Genomic DNA, 15,270 nt, shown 5'->3' on the forward strand with positions numbered 1-15,270 from the left:
ACACAATTTTTCTTAACTTCGCCGCCGACCCATTCGGCGCCCGCCGAGGGGGCCCCATGCGTCGGGCGTGGGACGTTTCTCGCGTCGGCCGGCACGCAGAACAGCAAAGGTTGTTGCGAATCGGTGTAGCGGTGGTGCCGAGGCAGGCTTCACCATAAGAAATGGTAGGTCGCCAAGCCGGTCTTTCGTGTCATGGCCCCGGCCCGCGCACGATCCCGCCGTCTACGGCCAAGGTTGCGCCGCGACGAAGAACGCCCGCCCGGCTGTGAAACCTTCGGCCGGGTTGCAGGTTTGCCTCTTCGATCATACGTTTGCCCCGTCGATCGAAGGTCGGTCTTTGCGAGACCGTCCCGATATCCCGAACGGGATGCGGCTCCGGCACCACTCCCCTCGCTCGCTTCGACGATCGGGACGGCCTTGAGGCCGGGACGCAACCCGTGCGGACCCCGACGACGGGGAAGGAGAGACCCGCATGAGCAACGGCACCGTGAAGTGGTTCGATGAGATCAAGGGCTACGGATTCATCCAGCCCGACGACGGCGGCAAGGACGTGTTCGTCCATATCTCCGCCGTCCAGCAGGCGGGCCTGCGCGGCCTCGCCGAGGGCCAGAAGGTGACGTTCGACATCGAGAACGACCGTCGCAGCGGCAAGCCGGCGGCGATCAACCTCCAGGCGTCCTGAGGTCCGACGGCGCTGCGGCATTCACGATGACCGAAGATTTGCCGCAACAGCGCTGAAAATGTTATCGGAGCCGCGCACGGAACCTTCCGACTCTGTTGCGTGTTGCGGCGCACTGGTGCATCCACTGCGCCGGTTGCATAAGGCTCGCGCCGAGTCCCGGCCGCCCGGTCCCACAACCCGATTCGTGCGTTCCTGACGGAACGCACGAGCCATCCGGCGGCCGGCCCGACCACCACACGAGAAAGGCCATATGAGCGCATTCGACTTCAGGAACTTCGAGGATCGTCGTCAGAACTCCCAGGCTGCCAAGGCAGCCTTGCTCGAGAAATTCAAGGCCCGTCCGCCGTCGGACGATCCGGAACTGGTCGCCAAGGCCCAGGCCCGCGCCGAAGTCGCCCGCGCCCGCGAAGAGCGGGCCCGCGAGCGTGAGCGCGCCCGCATCGAGGCCGAGCGCAAGGCGGCGGAAGAGAAGCGCCTGCGCGAGGAGGCGGAACTCGCCGCCCAGATCGCCCGCGAGGCCGCCGAGGCCGCCGCGACGGCCGAGCGCAAGGCGGCGGAAGCCGCCGAGAAGAAGGCCGCCCGCGACGCCCGCTACGCGGCCCGCAAGGCCAAGGTGAAGATCCGCCGCTGACGGGCGGTTCTTACCCACCGACACGATCGCACGCGCCGGACGCTTCGAGCCCGGCGCGTTTTCTTTTGGCCCGAACACAACGGCGCGAGGCGCCGCGAACCTCTGGGCAAACTACGCAATCTCCTCGGGATTTCGCCCGGCGGCGCTTGGCAAGGCCGGGCTTTGTCGGCACCACTTCCCCCAACGACGCGGATCACACCGTGACGAGGGGAGGATCGCTTTGCCAACCATCCGGCGAATCGCCCGTGAGCGGGCCGGGAAGCTCGCCCTGCTGTCGGCCGCGGCCGGGTTGTCGCTGATCGCGACGGGGGCCCGCGCCGAGCCGCCGATCCGCAGCGCCGAGGACGCCTTCTGCCGCAGCGAGGCGAAGGCGCAGGTGTTTTCGGCGCCCGACCCGCTCAATCTCGGCCTGCACGAGATCGGCCGCCGGATCTGGGCCTCCTGCATGCAGCGCAAGGCCGCTCCGACGAAGAAGAGCCAGCGCCGCCGGCGCCACCGCTGATCCGGACGATCGACTCGGGTCCGGTCTCGGGACGTCACGGCCCGCGCCCGCTTCCACGCCGGAATCCGCGGCGGTAGAACGGCCGCCCGCCTGCCGGAGCGCGCCATGACCGACGACCTCGTGTTCTACACCTCGCCGATGTCCCGCGGCCGGATCGTGCGGTGGATGCTGGAGGAGGTGGGCCGGCCCTACCGCACCGAACTCGTCGGCTTCGGGCCGGCGATGAAGGCGGAGGCCTACCGGGCGATCAACCCGATGGGGAAGGTGCCCGCGCTCACCCACGGCGCGACGGTGGTGACCGAGTGCGCGGCGATCCTGGCCTATCTCGCCGATGCCTGCCCCGAGGCGGGGCTGGCGCCGGAGCCGGCGGCACGGGGCGCGTATTACCGCTGGCTGTTCTTCTGCGCCGGCCCGGTCGAGGCGGCGGTCACCAACAAGGTGCTCGGCGTCACCGTGCCGGACGATCCACGGATGCGCGGCATGGTCGGCTACGGCAGCCTGGAGGCGGTGCTCGACACGCTCGAAGGCGCGGTCTCGGACCGGAAATTCGTCGCGGGCGAGCGCTTCAGCGCCGCCGACCTCTATCTCGCGTCGCATCTCGGCTGGGGCATGCAGTTCGGCACGCTTCCCCGGCGCCCGGCTTTCGAGGCCTATGCCGACCGCCACGCCGCCCGGCCCGCGGCCGTGCGGGCGCGGGAGATCGACGACGGGCTCCTGGCGCAGCAGGCCGCGTCATAGCTGCTCCGCCGGAACGCCCGCGCCGCCGCCGCGTTCGCCCCGCGAATCCTGACCCAACGAGGATGCGGATAAGACCATGAACGAGATGATCGAAGACATCTTCAGCGGCACGCCGAACCTGAGCATGACCGAGCGGGCGGTGTCCGTGGCGCTCGGGCTCGGCATCGCGGCGGCGGCCGCCCAGCCGCGGCCGAACAAGTGGTTGTCGCTGGCCGCCCTCGTGGTCGGCGTCGGCCTCGCCGTGCGCGGCGCCACCGGCCACTGCGCCGTCAAGTCGCTCACCCACGGCGATCACGACCGCCTCGCCTGACGCCTTCGGCACACCACAACGAGAAAGGGGCGCTCCTCGCGGGGCGCCCCTTTCTCTTAAGCCAGTACGGTTCGGCTCCGCCGCGGGGCGGAGCCGAGATGGGATCAGTAGGTGCGGTTGCTGGTGCGGCCGGCGATGAAGCCGTAGATCGCGAGCACGACGCAGGCGCCGACGATGGAGCCGATGAAGCGGGCCCCTTCGTTGGGGCCGTACCAGCCGATCGCCTGACCGATGAAGGTCGCGAGCACGGCGCCGACGATGCCGAGGATCGTCGTCATGATGAAGCCCGACGGCTCGTACCGGTTGCCCGGCATGATGAACTTCGCGATCACGCCGGCGACGAAGCCGATGATGATGGTCCAGAGAATGCTCATGTCCGACCTCTCAAAAGCTTGGGAAGCTTGCCGAATCGAGGGTTGATCGAGGCAGGGGCACAGGGGCGGACGGGCTGGGGGCCGTGTCCTTCGCCGAGCCTTGGCCGTTATCGGGTGACAAACGCGCGAGCGGAGCGGGCGGTTGCCTCAAGTCGCGCGCGGTGCAGCAAAAAACGCGGGGCCTTTACGGGGAACCGCTCCCGGCGGCAGAAGGGTCCGGGCATTTTCCCTGAACCGAGGCCATCGCCGACATCATGACCATCGAGCGCTACGAGACCGGACCCCGCATGTGCCAGGGCGCCGCCCATGGCGGGCTCGTGTTCCTGGCCGGCCAAGTGGCCGCCGACCCGGTCGGCAACGGCGTCACCGTGCAGACGCAAGCCGTGCTGGAGCAGATCGACCGGTTGCTGGCGCAGGCCGGCAGCCACAAGTCCCGCATCCTCTCGACCACGATCTATCTTGCCGACATCGCCACCTTCGCCGAGATGAACGCCGCCTGGGACGCCTGGGTCGATCGCGAGAACCCGCCGGCGCGCGCCACCGTCGAGGCGAAGCTCGCCGCGCCCGAATACCTCGTCGAGATCGTGGTGGTGGCCGCGCGAGGCGAGCCGTGATCCGGCGGAGCCTCCTGCAAGGGTTCTTGGCGGCACTGACTGCCCTTTCCCTCCTCGTGGCCGGCGGCGCGCGGGCGGAGGAGCGCGTCGTCAACATCTACAACTGGTCGGACTATATCGACCCGAAGGTGCTGGAAGACTTTACCAAGGAGACCGGCATCAAGGTCGTCTACGACACCTACGACAACAACGAGGTGCTGGAGACGAAGCTCCTGGCCGGCAAGTCCGGCTACGATGTGGTGGTGCCCTCAGGCCCGTTCTTGCAGCGCCTCATCAAGGCCGGCGTGTTCCTCCCGCTCGACAAGACCAAAATCCCGAACCTGAAGAACGTCTGGCCGGAGATCGCCAACCGGCTGCAGGCCTACGACCCCGGCAACACGTTTGCCGTCGATTACATGTGGGGCACGACCGGGCTCGGCGTGAACGTCGCGGCGGTGCGCGAGCGGCTGGGGCAGACCCGCGCGCTCAACAGCTGGAGCCTCGTGCTCGACCCGGGGGCGATGGCCAAGCTGAAGGATTGCGGCGTCATGCTCCTCGATTCCCCCGAGGACCTGATCCCGTCGATCCTGCCGTTCTACGGCTACAAGGTCGATTCCAAGCGCTGGGACGACATCACGGCTGTGACCGACGCGCTCTACAAGGTCCGCGGGTCGGTGAGGAAATTCCACTCGTCCGAATACGTCAACGGGCTCGCCAACGGCGACCTGTGCCTCGCGGTCGGCTATTCGGGCGACGTGCTTCAGGCCAAGAAGCGGGCCGAGGAATCGAAGAACGGCGTCGAGATCGCCTACTTCATCCCGAAGGAGGGCACGCTGATGTGGTTCGACGCCTTCGCGATCCCGAAGGACGCGAGCCATCCGGCGGAGGCCTACGCCTTCATCGACTACATGATGCGCCCCGAAGTGGCGGCGGCCAACACCAACTTCGTGTCGTACGCCAACGGCAACCTGCCCTCGCAGAAGTTCGTGCGGCCGGAGATCCTGAAGGACCCCGGCATCTACCCGGACGAGGCGACGATGCAGCGGCTTTCCACCAACACGGCGTGGAACGACACGACGCAGCGGTTCGTCACGCGGGCTTGGACGCGGGTGCGGACGGGCCGCTGAACACCGCCCGATATCCCACCCCTCCCCCTCATCCTGAGGTGCGGAGCGAAGCGGAGCCTCGAAGGAGGGCTCCAGAGATCGCGCGATTCGCTGGAGCCCTCCTTCGAGGCCCGCTGCGCGGGCACCTCAGGATGAGGGGATGGTTGGGATCGAGGTGGCTTCTTGAACGAAAAGGCCCCCGGCTCTCGCGAGCCGGGGGCCTTTTCGTTTGCTGTCGCGATCCCGAAGGAGCGGCCGATTACTCGGCCGCCGCGGGGGGCAGCTCGCTGAGGTTGGCGGCGTTGGCCGCGTTCTCGGACGAGCGCTGCTGCAGGATCAGGCTGTCGCGGCGGCGCGCGATGGAGCGGATGTCCGCCGCGAGCGAGCCGGTACCGGCTGGGATGAGCGAGCCGACGATGACGTTCTCCTTGAGGCCTTCCAGGGTGTCGACCTTGCCGTTGACCGCGGCCTCGGTGAGGACGCGGGTGGTCTCCTGGAACGAGGCCGCCGAGATGAACGACTTCGTCTGCAGCGACGCCTTGGTGATGCCGAGCAGGACGGGGACGCCCTGGATCGGCTTCTTGCCCTCGGCGAGCAGCTTCTCGTTGAAGTCGGCCAGCTCGGTACGGTCGATCTGGTCGCCCGTGAGGATGTCCGAGTCGCCGCCGTCGGTGATCTCGACCTTCTGCAGCATCTGGCGAACGATCACCTCGATGTGCTTGTCGTTGATCGACACGCCCTGCAACCGGTAGACCTCCTGGATCTCGTTGACGAGGTAGGCAGCGAGCTCCTCCACGCCCTTGATCGCCAGGATGTCGTGCGGCGCCGGGTTGCCGTCGACGATGTAGTCGCCGAGTTCGACCACGTCGCCGTCCTGAAGGTGGATGTGCTTGCCCTTCGGGATCAGGTACTCGACCGGATCGGACCCGTCATGCGGCGTCAGCGTGAGCCGGCGCTTGTTCTTGTAGTCGCGGCCGAAGGCGATCGAGCCGGACTTCTCGGCGATGATCGCCGCGTCCTTCGGACGACGGGCCTCGAACAGCTCCGCCACCCGCGGCAGACCGCCGGTGATGTCGCGGGTCTTGGCCGAGTCGGTCGAGACGCGGGCGAGCACGTCGCCGGCCTTCACCTTCGCACCCGGGTCGAGGCCGATGATGGCATCGACCGGCAGGAAGTAGCGGGCGTCCGAGCCGCGCGGCAGCTTGATCGGCTTGCCGTCGCGGTCGAGCACGAGCATCGCCGGCTTGAGGTCGGACGTGCGCGAGGAACCGCGCCAGTCGATGACCACGCGCTTGGCGATGCCGGTCGACTCGTCGGTCGTCTCGGTGATCGACTGGCCGTCGTTCAGATCCTCGTAGCCGACGATGCCGTCGACTTCGGCGACGATCGGACGGGTGTAGGGATCCCACTCGGCGATCCGCTGCCCGCGCTTGATCGTGTCGCCCTCGTCGACCCGCACCTTGGCGCCGTATTGCAGGCGGTGGACCGCCCGCTCGGTGCCGTCCGGACCCACGATCACCACCGCCACCGAACGGCCGGTGGCGATGAGGTCGCCGTCGGAGTTCTTGGCCAGCGACCGGTTGCGGATCTTGATCGTGCCCTCGAAGCTCGATTCGACGAAGGACGAATCCGCGATCTGCGCCGCGCCGCCGATGTGGAAGGTGCGCATGGTGAGCTGGGTGCCCGGCTCGCCGATCGACTGCGCCGCGATGACGCCGACGGCCTCGCCCATGTTGACGGGCGTGCCGCGGGCGAGGTCGCGCCCGTAGCAGGTGGCGCAGACGCCGCTCTTGGTCTGGCAGACCAGCACCGAGCGAATCTTCACCTCTTGGATGCCCGCGGCGGCGATGGCCGGCAGGTGCTTCTCCTCGATCGTCTCGTTCGTCTTGACGATGACGCTGCCGTCCTGCGCGATCAGGTCCTCGGCCGTGGCGCGGCCCAGGATGCGGATGGCGAGCGGGGCCACGACCTGGCCGGCATCGATGATGGCGCGCATCTTGATGCCGTTGGTGGTGCCGCAATCCGTCTCGCGGATGACGGCGTCCTGCGCCACGTCGACGAGGCGGCGGGTGAGATACCCCGAGTTCGCGGTCTTCAGCGCCGTGTCCGCGAGGCCCTTGCGGGCGCCGTGGGTGGAGTTGAAGTATTCGAGAACGTCGAGGCCTTCCTTGAAGTTCGAGATGATCGGAGTCTCGATGATCTCGCCCGAGGGCTTGGCCATGAGGCCGCGCATCGCCGCGAGCTGCTTCATCTGCGCCGGCGAACCGCGGGCGCCGGAGTGGCTCATCATGTAGATCGAGTTGATCTGCTTGTCGGAGCCCTTGTCGTCCTTCTGGACGGCGGAGATCCGGCCCATCATCTCGGCGGCGAGCTTGTCCGAGCACTTGGCCCAGGCATCGACCACCTTGTTGTACTTCTCGCCCTGGGTGATCAGGCCGTCGTTGTACTGCTGCTCGTAGTCCTTCACCAGCGCGCGGGTGTCGTCCACGATCGACCACTTGTTCTCCGGCACGACCATGTCGTCCTTGCCGAACGAGATGCCGGCGCGGAAGGCGTGGCTGAAGCCGAGCGCCATGATGCGGTCGCAGAAGATCACCGACTCCTTCTGACCGCAGTGGCGGTAGACGGTGTCGATCATCGCCGAGATTTCCTTCTTGGTCATCAGCTTGTTGACGACGTCGAAGGGCACCTTCGGGTGCATCGGCAGCACGCCCGACAGGATCACGCGGCCCGGCGTGGTGTCGTAGATGCGCGAGACCGGCTCGCCGTCGGGGCCGAGGCCGCGCCAGCGCCACTTGATCTTGGAGTGCAGCGAGACGGTCTTGGCCGCGAGCGCGTGCTCGAGCTGACCGATATCGCCGAACACGCCCTGCATCGGGTTGTTCTTGTCGCCGGGCATGTGCGCGCCGACCGCGCCGTCGGCGACGATCGACAGGTAGTAGAGGCCGAGCACGATGTCTTGGCTCGGCACGATGATCGGCTGACCGTTGGCCGGGTGCAGGATGTTGTTGGTCGACATCATCAGGACGCGCGCTTCCAGCTGAGCCTCGAGGCTCAGGGGCACGTGCACGGCCATCTGGTCGCCGTCGAAGTCGGCGTTGAACGCGGCGCAGACCAGCGGGTGGAGCTGGATCGCCTTGCCCTCGATCAGCTTGGGCTCGAACGCCTGGATGCCCAGCCGGTGGAGCGTCGGCGCGCGGTTGAGCATCACCGGGTGTTCGCGGATCACCTCATCGAGGATGTCCCAAACCTCCGGCTTCTCCTTCTCGACGAGCTTCTTGGCCTGCTTCACCGTGGCGGAGAAACCCTTGGCGTCCAAGCGCGCGTAGATGAACGGCTTGAACAGCTCCAAAGCCATCTTCTTCGGCAGGCCGCACTGGTGCAGCTTCAGCTCCGGGCCGACCACGATGACCGAGCGGCCCGAGTAGTCGACGCGCTTGCCGAGCAGGTTCTGGCGGAAGCGGCCCTGCTTGCCCTTCAGCATGTCGGCGAGCGACTTCAGCGGACGCTTGTTGGCGCCCGTGATGACGCGACCGCGGCGGCCGTTGTCGAACAGCGCATCCACCGCTTCCTGAAGCATGCGCTTCTCGTTGCGGATGATGATGTCCGGCGCGCGCAGCTCGATCAGCCGCTTGAGGCGGTTATTGCGGTTGATGACGCGGCGATACAGGTCGTTGAGATCGGAGGTGGCGAAGCGGCCGCCGTCGAGCGGGACCAGCGGGCGCAGGTCCGGCGGGATCACCGGCACGACCGTCAGGATCATCCACTCGGGCCGGTTGCCCGACATCTGGAACGCCTCGATGATCTTGAGGCGCTTCATCAGCTTCTTGGGCTTCAGCTCGGAGGTCGTCGTCGCGATCTCCTCCTTGAGCGAGGCCGCGATGCCCTCCAAGTCGAGTTCCATCAGGATGCGCCGGATCGCCTCGGCGCCGATCATCGCCGTGAACGAGTCCTCGCCGTACTCCTCCTGCGCGCGCAGGTACTCTTCCTCGGACAGGAGCTGACGCTCCTTGAGGGGGGTGAGGCCCGGCTCGATGACGACGTAGGATTCGAAGTAGAGGATGCGCTCGAGGTCCTTGAGGGCCATGTCGAGCAGCAGGCCGATGCGGCTCGGCAGCGACTTCAGGAACCAGATATGGGCGACGGGGGCGGCCAGCTCGATATGGCCCATGCGGTCGCGCCGGACGCGCGCGAGGGTGACCTCGACGCCGCACTTCTCACAGATGACGCCCTTGTACTTCATGCGCTTGTACTTGCCGCACAAGCACTCGTAGTCCTTGATCGGTCCGAAGATGCGCGCGCAGAACAGGCCGTCGCGCTCGGGCTTGAAGGTACGGTAGTTGATCGTCTCGGGCTTCTTGATCTCGCCGTAGGACCACGAGAGGATCTTTTCCGGCGACGAGATCGAGATCTTGATCTGGTCGAAGCTCTGCGGCTGGGCCTGCTGGTTGAAAAGGTTCATGACCTCTTGGTTCATGATCCGCTCCTTGCTCGCACGATGCCCCGCGCCTGGGCGATCGCGACTGAAATCTTTTGATGCACCGCGCCTTCGCGGGCACCGCCGGCCGTCGTCGGGAGGCCCTGCCCCTCCCGGCTCGACCGCGGCGGCTCATCGCCGCCGCGGGAGGTGTCGTTCGGCTTACTCGGCCGCCTCGGCCGGCGGCTCGATCTGGTCGTTGCTGGCGTCCCGCTTCGAGGAGGTGAGCTCGACGTTGAGGCCGAGCGAGCGCATCTCCTTGACGAGCACGTTGAACGACTCGGGGATGCCGGCCTCGAAGGTGTCGTCTCCGCGCACGATCGCCTCGTAGACCTTGGTGCGGCCGGCCACGTCGTCCGACTTCACCGTCAGCATCTCCTGCAGCGTGTAGGCCGCGCCGTAGGCCTCCAGCGCCCAGACCTCCATCTCGCCGAAGCGCTGGCCGCCGAACTGCGCCTTGCCGCCCAGCGGCTGCTGGGTGACGAGCGAGTAGGGGCCGATCGAGCGGGCGTGGATCTTGTCGTCCACGAGGTGGTGGAGCTTCAGCATGTAGATGTAGCCCATGGTGACCTTGCGGTCGAAGGGCTCGCCGGTGCGCCCGTCGTAGAGCGTCGACTGCGCCGAGCGGTCGAGCCCGGCCATCTCCAGCATCGTCTCGATGTCGGCTTCCTTGGCGCCGTTGAACACCGGGGTCGCCATCGGCACGCCGCGCCGCACGTTGTTTCCGGCTTCCGCCAGATCCTCGTCCGACAGGCCCTCCAGCTCGGCCGGGGAGTAGATCGCCTTCATCTCCTCCTTCAGCGGGCCGATGTCCTGCGTCTTCAGATAGGCATCGACCGCCTTGGACACCTTGCGACCCAGACCCGCAGCCGCCCAGCCGAGGTGGGTCTCGAGGATCTGGCCGACGTTCATGCGCGAGGGCACGCCGAGGGGGTTGAGCACGATGTCGGCATGCGTGCCGTCCTCGAGGAACGGCATGTCCTCGATCGGCACGATGCGCGACACGACGCCCTTGTTGCCGTGGCGGCCGGCCATCTTGTCGCCGGGCTGGATCTTGCGCTTCACCGCCACGAAGACCTTGACCATCTTCATGACGCCGGGGGGCAGCTCGTCGCCGCGCTGCAGCTTCTCGACCTTGTCGAGGAAGCGCTGCTCCAGTCGCTTCTTCGACTCGTCGTACTGCTTCTGCATCGCCTCGATTTCCGTCATCAGACGGTCCTCGACCACGGCGAACTGCCACCATTGCGAGCGGGGATAATCGTTGATGATCTCCCGCGTCAGGGTGGTGTCTTTGCGGAAGCCCTTCGGGCCGGCGACCGGCGACTGACCGATCAGCACGTCGGCCAGACGCGCGTAGGTGTTGCGGTCGAGGATGGTCTGCTCGTCGTCGCGGTCCTTGGCGAGACGCTCGATCTCCTCGCGCTCGATCGCCTGGGCGCGCTCGTCCTTGTCGACGCCGTGGCGGTTGAACACCCGGACCTCGACGATCGTGCCGGTGACGCCCGGCGGCACCCGCAGAGAGGTGTCGCGCACGTCGGAGGCCTTCTCGCCGAAGATGGCTCGGAGCAGCTTCTCCTCCGGCGTCATCGGGCTCTCGCCCTTCGGCGTGATCTTGCCGACGAGGATGTCGCCCGCATGGACCTCGGCGCCGATATAGACGATGCCGGCCTCGTCGAGGTTCTTGAGCGCCTCTTCCGAGACGTTCGGGATGTCGCGGGTGATCTCCTCCGGACCCAGCTTGGTGTCGCGGGCCATCACCTCGAATTCCTCGATGTGGATCGAGGTGAACACGTCATCCTTCACGATCCGCTCGGAGAGCAGGATCGAGTCCTCGAAGTTGTAGCCGTTCCACGGCATGAACGCGACGAGCACGTTGCGGCCGAGCGCGAGCTCGCCGAACTCGGTCGAGGGACCGTCGGCGATGATCTCGCCCTTCTTCACCTGCTCGCCGACGCGCACCAGCGGCTTCTGCGTGATGCAGGTCGACTGGTTGGAGCGCTGGAACTTCTGCAGGCGGTAGATGTCGACGCCGGGCTTGGTCGGGTCGGTCTCCTCGTTGGCGCGGATGACGATACGGGTGGCGTCCACCTGATCGATGATGCCGGAGCGGCGCGCCGCGATGGCGGCACCCGAATCGCGGGCGACCACGGCCTCCATGCCGGTGCCGACGAAGGGCGCGTCGGCGCGAACCAGCGGCACCGCCTGGCGCTGCATGTTCGAGCCCATCAGGGCGCGGTTGGCGTCGTCGTTCTCGAGGAACGGGATCAGCGCCGCGGCCACCGACACGAGCTGCTTCGGGCTCACGTCCATGAGGTCGACGCGCTCGGGGCCGACGACGATCACTTCACCGGCGCGGCGGCAGACCACCAGCTCCTCGGTGAGGCGCTTGTCGGCGTCCATCTGCGCGTTGGCCTGGGCGACGTAGTACTTCGCCTCCTCCATCGCCGAGAGGTAAGACACGTCGTTCGTCACGACGCCGTCCTTCACCTTGCGGAACGGCGTCTCGATGAAGCCGTACTTGTTCACGCGGGCAAACGTCGCGAGCGAGTTGATGAGGCCGATGTTCGGGCCTTCCGGCGTCTCGATCGGGCAGATGCGGCCGTAATGCGTCGGGTGCACGTCGCGCACCTCGAAGCCGGCGCGCTCGCGGGTCAGACCGCCCGGGCCGAGCGCCGACAGGCGGCGCTTGTGCGTCACCTCGGAGAGCGGATTGGTCTGGTCCATGAACTGCGACAGCTGCGACGAGCCGAAGAACTCGCGCACCGCGGCCGCGGCGGGCTTCGCGTTGATGAGGTCCTGCGGCATCACCGTGTCGATATCGACCGACGACATGCGCTCCTTGATGGCGCGCTCCATGCGCAGGAGGCCCAGACGGTACTGGTTCTCCATCAGCTCGCCGACGGAGCGGACGCGGCGGTTGCCGAGATGATCGATGTCGTCGATCTCGCCCTTGCCGTCGCGCAGGTCCACCAGCGCCTTGACGACCGCCAGCATGTCCTCCTTGCGCAGCGTCCGCACCGTGTCGGCGGCGTCGAGGTCAAGGCGCATGTTCATCTTCACGCGGCCGACCGCCGAGAGGTCGTAGCGCTCGGCGTCGAAGAACAGCGAGTGGAACATCGCCTCCGCGGTGTCGAGCGTCGGCGGCTCGCCGGGGCGCATGACACGGTAGATGTCGAACAGCGCACCCTCGCGGGCCGCGTTCTTGTCCACGGCCAGCGTGTTGCGGATGTAGGGGCCGACATTGACGTGGTCGATGTCGAGCACCGGCAGCTCGGTGACGCCGACCTCTTCGAGCGCCTTGAGCATCTTCTCGGAGATCTCGTCGCCGGCCTCGGCCCAGATCTCGCCCGTCTTCATGTTGACGAGGTCCTCGGCGATGTACTGGCCGACGAGATCCTCGTCGGTCGCACGCAGGAACTTGGTGCCCTTCTCGCCGATGAGGCGGGCATTGCGGGCGTTGAGCTTCTTGCCAGCCTCCAGCACCACCTCGCCGGAATCGGCGTCGATGAGATCGACCGAGGCCTTGAAGCCCTTCAGCCGCTCGGCATCGAACGGCACGCGCCAGTCGGCGCCGTCGCGGACGTATTCCACGCGGTTGTAGAAGGTCGAGAGGATCTCTTCGCCGTCGAGGCCGAGCGCGAACAGCAGCGAGGTGACCGGCAGCTTGCGCTTACGGTCGATCCGCACGTGCACGATGTCCTTGGCGTCGAACTCGACGTCGAGCCAGGAGCCGCGATACGGGATGATGCGGGCGGCGAACAGCAGCTTTCCGGACGAATGCGTCTTGCCCTTGTCGTGGTCAAAGAACACGCCCGGCGAGCGGTGCATCTGCGAGACGATGACGCGCTCGGTGCCGTTGACGATGAAGGTGCCGTTGTCCGTCATGAGCGGCATGTCGCCCATGTAGACGTCCTGCTCCTTGATGTCCTTGACGGACTTGGCGCCCGTATCCGGGTCCACGTCGAACACGATGAGGCGCAGCGTGACCTTGAGCGGGGCCGCGAAGGTGATGCCGCGCTGGCGGCACTCGTCGACGTCGTATTTCGGCTGCTCGAAGGTGTAGCGGACGAATTCGAGCAGAGCGGTCGAGGCGAAGTCGGAGATCGGGAAGACCGACTTGAAGACGCTCTGCAGGCCCTCGTCGCCGCGCCCGCCCTCCGGCTCGTCCACCATCAGGAACTGGTCGTAGGACGCCTTTTGAACCTCGATGAGGTTCGGCATCTCGGCGACTTCCCGGATCTTGCCGAAGAACTTGCGAATGCGCTTGCGACCGACCAGCGTGTTGGCCATGAGACCTCGCTCCACCATTCCCGCGTCCTGGTTGCCCGGGGAAGGCTGATCGCCTCCCGCGCCGGACCGGCAGACGCGTCCCGCCGGACCGCCTGCCCCGTAACAAAAATTCCCGCCCTCGCCGCGGACCTGATCCGGGGTCCGCCGATCGCTTGCCGTAGAAGCGACCTTAGCCCGCGGGTGAGGACCCGCGGGCTCCGGTCACGGAAGGCTCGACAGAACCTTCCGTGCGGTGATGGGCCGGAGGCGGCCCATCGTGGTCTTACTTGAGCTCGACCTTGGCGCCGGCCTTCTCGAGCTGGGCCTTGAGCTTCTCGGCCTCGTCCTTGGTCGCGCCTTCCTTGACGGGCTTGGGCGCGCCCTCGACGAGGTCCTTGGCTTCCTTAAGGCCGAGGCCGGTGATCGCGCGGACCTCCTTGATGACCTCGATCTTCTTGTCGCCGGCCGAGGCCAGGACGACGGTGAACTCGGTCTGCTCCTCGGCGGCCGGGGCAGCGGCGCCACCGGCAGCCGGGCCGGCGACGGCGACGGCGGCAGCGGCGGAGACGCCCCACTTCTCTTCGAGGAGCTTGGCGAGCTCGGCGGCCTCGAGAACGGTCAGCGAGGAGAGGTCCTCGACGATCTTGGCGAGATCAGCCATGTGCGTGTTCCTTCAGGTATATCGGTTCGAACGGATGGTTTTGCGAGGGGATGAAACGGCTCAGGCCGCCTCGTCCTTCTTGGCATAGGCCCCGAACACGCGGGCGAGCTTGGCCGCCGGCGCGTTGACGACCTGGGCGATCTTGGTCGCGGGCGCCTGGATGAGGCCCACGAGCTTGCCGCGCAGTTCGTCGAGGGACGGCAGGGTGGCCAGAGCCTTCACGCCGTCGGGGTTCAGGGCAGTCGTTCCCATGGCGCCGCCGAGAATCACGAGCTTGTCGTTCGTCTTGGCGAAGTCCACCGCAACCTTGGCGGCCGCGACCGGATCGCTCGAATAGGCGAGCAGGGTCGGGCCCTTCAGGAGGGGCTTGATGGAGGCGACGTCCGTGCCATCGAGAGCGATGCTGGCGAGCCGGTTCTTGGCGACCTTCACGGTGGCGCCGGCCTGCTTCATCTGCGCGCGCAGCTTCTGCATGTCGGCGACCGTGAGGCCCTTGTAGTGGGCCACGACGACGACGGCGTTCGTGGTGAACACGCCGTTGAGCGTCGAGACGAGATCAGCTTTAGCTGTCCTGTCCACTGGTGCTCTCTCCGGTTGGCGGAACCCGGAACGGGTCCGCCGGTTGCACATGCCGCCCGGCCACGGATCTGGCGCGAAGCCGGATCCGTCGCGGGCGACGTCTCACGGCCCTGTCCCCTTGAAGCGCCGGCTGGCACCTCGCAGGTGAGATTGGTTCAAACCGAAGTCTCTCCGCGGCGCTGAAGGGCGCCCCGGCGAGACTGACAAAGATTCGGTCTTCCCCGTCTGTGCAGGCTGTCGCCGATTAAGCCGGTCGCCCGGCGCCTGCAGTCTCGGACAGGACATGGCCGGACGAAGGCTCCGCGGCAGGGATGCCCCGAAGACCCTTCCGGCCATCGCCGCCCGGTT

At 67.0% G+C, this 15,270-nt stretch carries 12 protein-coding genes; 7 read left to right on the forward strand and 5 right to left on the reverse strand.

Features of this window, described 5'->3' with window-relative positions; all coding sequences use genetic code 11:
• Window positions 1–472: 472 nt before the first annotated feature.
• The 5 genes from AAHG03_RS13600 (at window position 473) to AAHG03_RS13620 (ending at window position 2,863) form a co-directional block, all read left to right on the forward strand.
• Window positions 473–682: a cold-shock protein gene (locus AAHG03_RS13600; protein WP_056238742.1), complete on the forward strand. Its 210-nt coding sequence runs from the start codon at window positions 473–475 to the stop codon at window positions 680–682.
• A 250-nt stretch (window positions 683–932) separates the two neighbouring features.
• Window positions 933–1,313, forward strand: coding sequence for a DUF6481 family protein (locus tag AAHG03_RS13605; RefSeq protein WP_342151209.1), 381 nt, complete (start codon window positions 933–935; stop codon window positions 1,311–1,313).
• Between the two features lie 220 nt (window positions 1,314–1,533).
• Window positions 1,534–1,815 carry a hypothetical protein gene (locus AAHG03_RS13610; protein WP_412759745.1) on the forward strand — a complete coding sequence of 94 codons (282 nt, stop codon included), beginning with the start codon at window positions 1,534–1,536 and terminating at the stop codon, window positions 1,813–1,815.
• Between the two features lie 105 nt (window positions 1,816–1,920).
• Entirely contained in the window at window positions 1,921–2,553 is a 633-nt protein-coding gene (locus tag AAHG03_RS13615) for a glutathione S-transferase family protein (RefSeq protein WP_342151210.1), read from the forward strand.
• A 76-nt stretch (window positions 2,554–2,629) separates the two neighbouring features.
• The gene (locus AAHG03_RS13620; protein ID WP_091951019.1) at window positions 2,630–2,863 is read left to right on the forward strand and encodes a YgaP-like transmembrane domain; all 234 of its coding nucleotides are present in this window, start codon (window positions 2,630–2,632) and stop codon (window positions 2,861–2,863) included.
• A 104-nt stretch (window positions 2,864–2,967) separates the two neighbouring features.
• Here the strand turns inward: AAHG03_RS13620 and AAHG03_RS13625 are convergent, their stop codons facing one another.
• Window positions 2,968–3,237, reverse strand: a complete 270-nt coding sequence (locus tag AAHG03_RS13625; RefSeq protein WP_342151211.1) for a GlsB/YeaQ/YmgE family stress response membrane protein — start codon at window positions 3,235–3,237, stop codon at window positions 2,968–2,970.
• Between the two features lie 254 nt (window positions 3,238–3,491).
• Between AAHG03_RS13625 and AAHG03_RS13630 the strand changes: the two genes are divergently transcribed.
• Together AAHG03_RS13630 and AAHG03_RS13635 are read left to right on the forward strand one after the other, a co-directional pair.
• Window positions 3,492–3,851: a RidA family protein gene (locus AAHG03_RS13630; protein ID WP_056237534.1), complete on the forward strand. Its 360-nt coding sequence runs from the start codon at window positions 3,492–3,494 to the stop codon at window positions 3,849–3,851.
• A complete protein-coding gene (locus tag AAHG03_RS13635) occupies window positions 3,848–4,957 on the forward strand; it encodes a polyamine ABC transporter substrate-binding protein (protein ID WP_342151212.1) in 1,110 nt (369 codons plus the stop codon). Before AAHG03_RS13630 ends, AAHG03_RS13635 begins: the two co-directional genes overlap by 4 nt.
• A 238-nt stretch (window positions 4,958–5,195) precedes the next feature.
• On the opposite strand, the gene rpoC is transcribed toward AAHG03_RS13635, so the two are convergent.
• The 4 genes from rpoC to rplJ all read right to left on the reverse strand — a co-directional run bounded on the left by rpoC (window position 5,196) and on the right by rplJ (window position 14,922).
• Window positions 5,196–9,413, reverse strand: a complete 4,218-nt coding sequence (gene rpoC / locus AAHG03_RS13640; RefSeq protein ID WP_342151213.1) for a DNA-directed RNA polymerase subunit beta' — start codon at window positions 9,411–9,413, stop codon at window positions 5,196–5,198.
• Between the two features lie 162 nt (window positions 9,414–9,575).
• Window positions 9,576–13,703, reverse strand: coding sequence for a DNA-directed RNA polymerase subunit beta (gene rpoB, locus AAHG03_RS13645; protein WP_342151214.1), 4,128 nt, complete (start codon window positions 13,701–13,703; stop codon window positions 9,576–9,578).
• A gap of 262 nt (window positions 13,704–13,965) precedes the next feature.
• Window positions 13,966–14,343 (reverse strand): 50S ribosomal protein L7/L12, encoded by a 378-nt coding sequence (rplL, locus tag AAHG03_RS13650; protein WP_342151215.1) that lies wholly within the window; start codon window positions 14,341–14,343, stop codon window positions 13,966–13,968.
• Window positions 14,344–14,403: 60 nt separating this feature from the next.
• Complete coding sequence (rplJ, locus tag AAHG03_RS13655) at window positions 14,404–14,922, reverse strand: 50S ribosomal protein L10 (RefSeq protein WP_091951031.1); 519 nt, start codon at window positions 14,920–14,922, stop codon at window positions 14,404–14,406.
• Between the last annotated feature and the right edge of the window lie 348 nt (window positions 14,923–15,270).

It is taken from the genome of Methylorubrum subtropicum, from assembly GCF_038442325.1.
GTDB classification, from domain to species: domain Bacteria; phylum Pseudomonadota; class Alphaproteobacteria; order Rhizobiales; family Beijerinckiaceae; genus Methylobacterium; species Methylobacterium subtropicum.

What these genes read in the sequence shown, in the direction of transcription:
- AAHG03_RS13630 (WP_056237534.1), top strand. Translation starts at nt 3,492, where the DNA reads ATGACCATCGAGCGCTACGAGACCGGACCCCGCATGTGCCAGGGCGCC.
- AAHG03_RS13605 (WP_342151209.1), top strand. Translation starts at nt 933, where the DNA reads ATGAGCGCATTCGACTTCAGGAACTTCGAGGATCGTCGTCAGAACTCC.
- rpoC (WP_342151213.1), bottom strand. Translation starts at nt 9,413, where the DNA reads ATGAACCAAGAGGTCATGAACCTTTTCAACCAGCAGGCCCAGCCGCAG.
- AAHG03_RS13600 (WP_056238742.1), top strand. Translation starts at nt 473, where the DNA reads ATGAGCAACGGCACCGTGAAGTGGTTCGATGAGATCAAGGGCTACGGA.
- AAHG03_RS13615 (WP_342151210.1), top strand. Translation starts at nt 1,921, where the DNA reads ATGACCGACGACCTCGTGTTCTACACCTCGCCGATGTCCCGCGGCCGG.
- AAHG03_RS13620 (WP_091951019.1), top strand. Translation starts at nt 2,630, where the DNA reads ATGAACGAGATGATCGAAGACATCTTCAGCGGCACGCCGAACCTGAGC.
- rpoB (WP_342151214.1), bottom strand. Translation starts at nt 13,703, where the DNA reads ATGGCCAACACGCTGGTCGGTCGCAAGCGCATTCGCAAGTTCTTCGGC.
- AAHG03_RS13625 (WP_342151211.1), bottom strand. Translation starts at nt 3,237, where the DNA reads ATGAGCATTCTCTGGACCATCATCATCGGCTTCGTCGCCGGCGTGATC.
- rplL (WP_342151215.1), bottom strand. Translation starts at nt 14,343, where the DNA reads ATGGCTGATCTCGCCAAGATCGTCGAGGACCTCTCCTCGCTGACCGTT.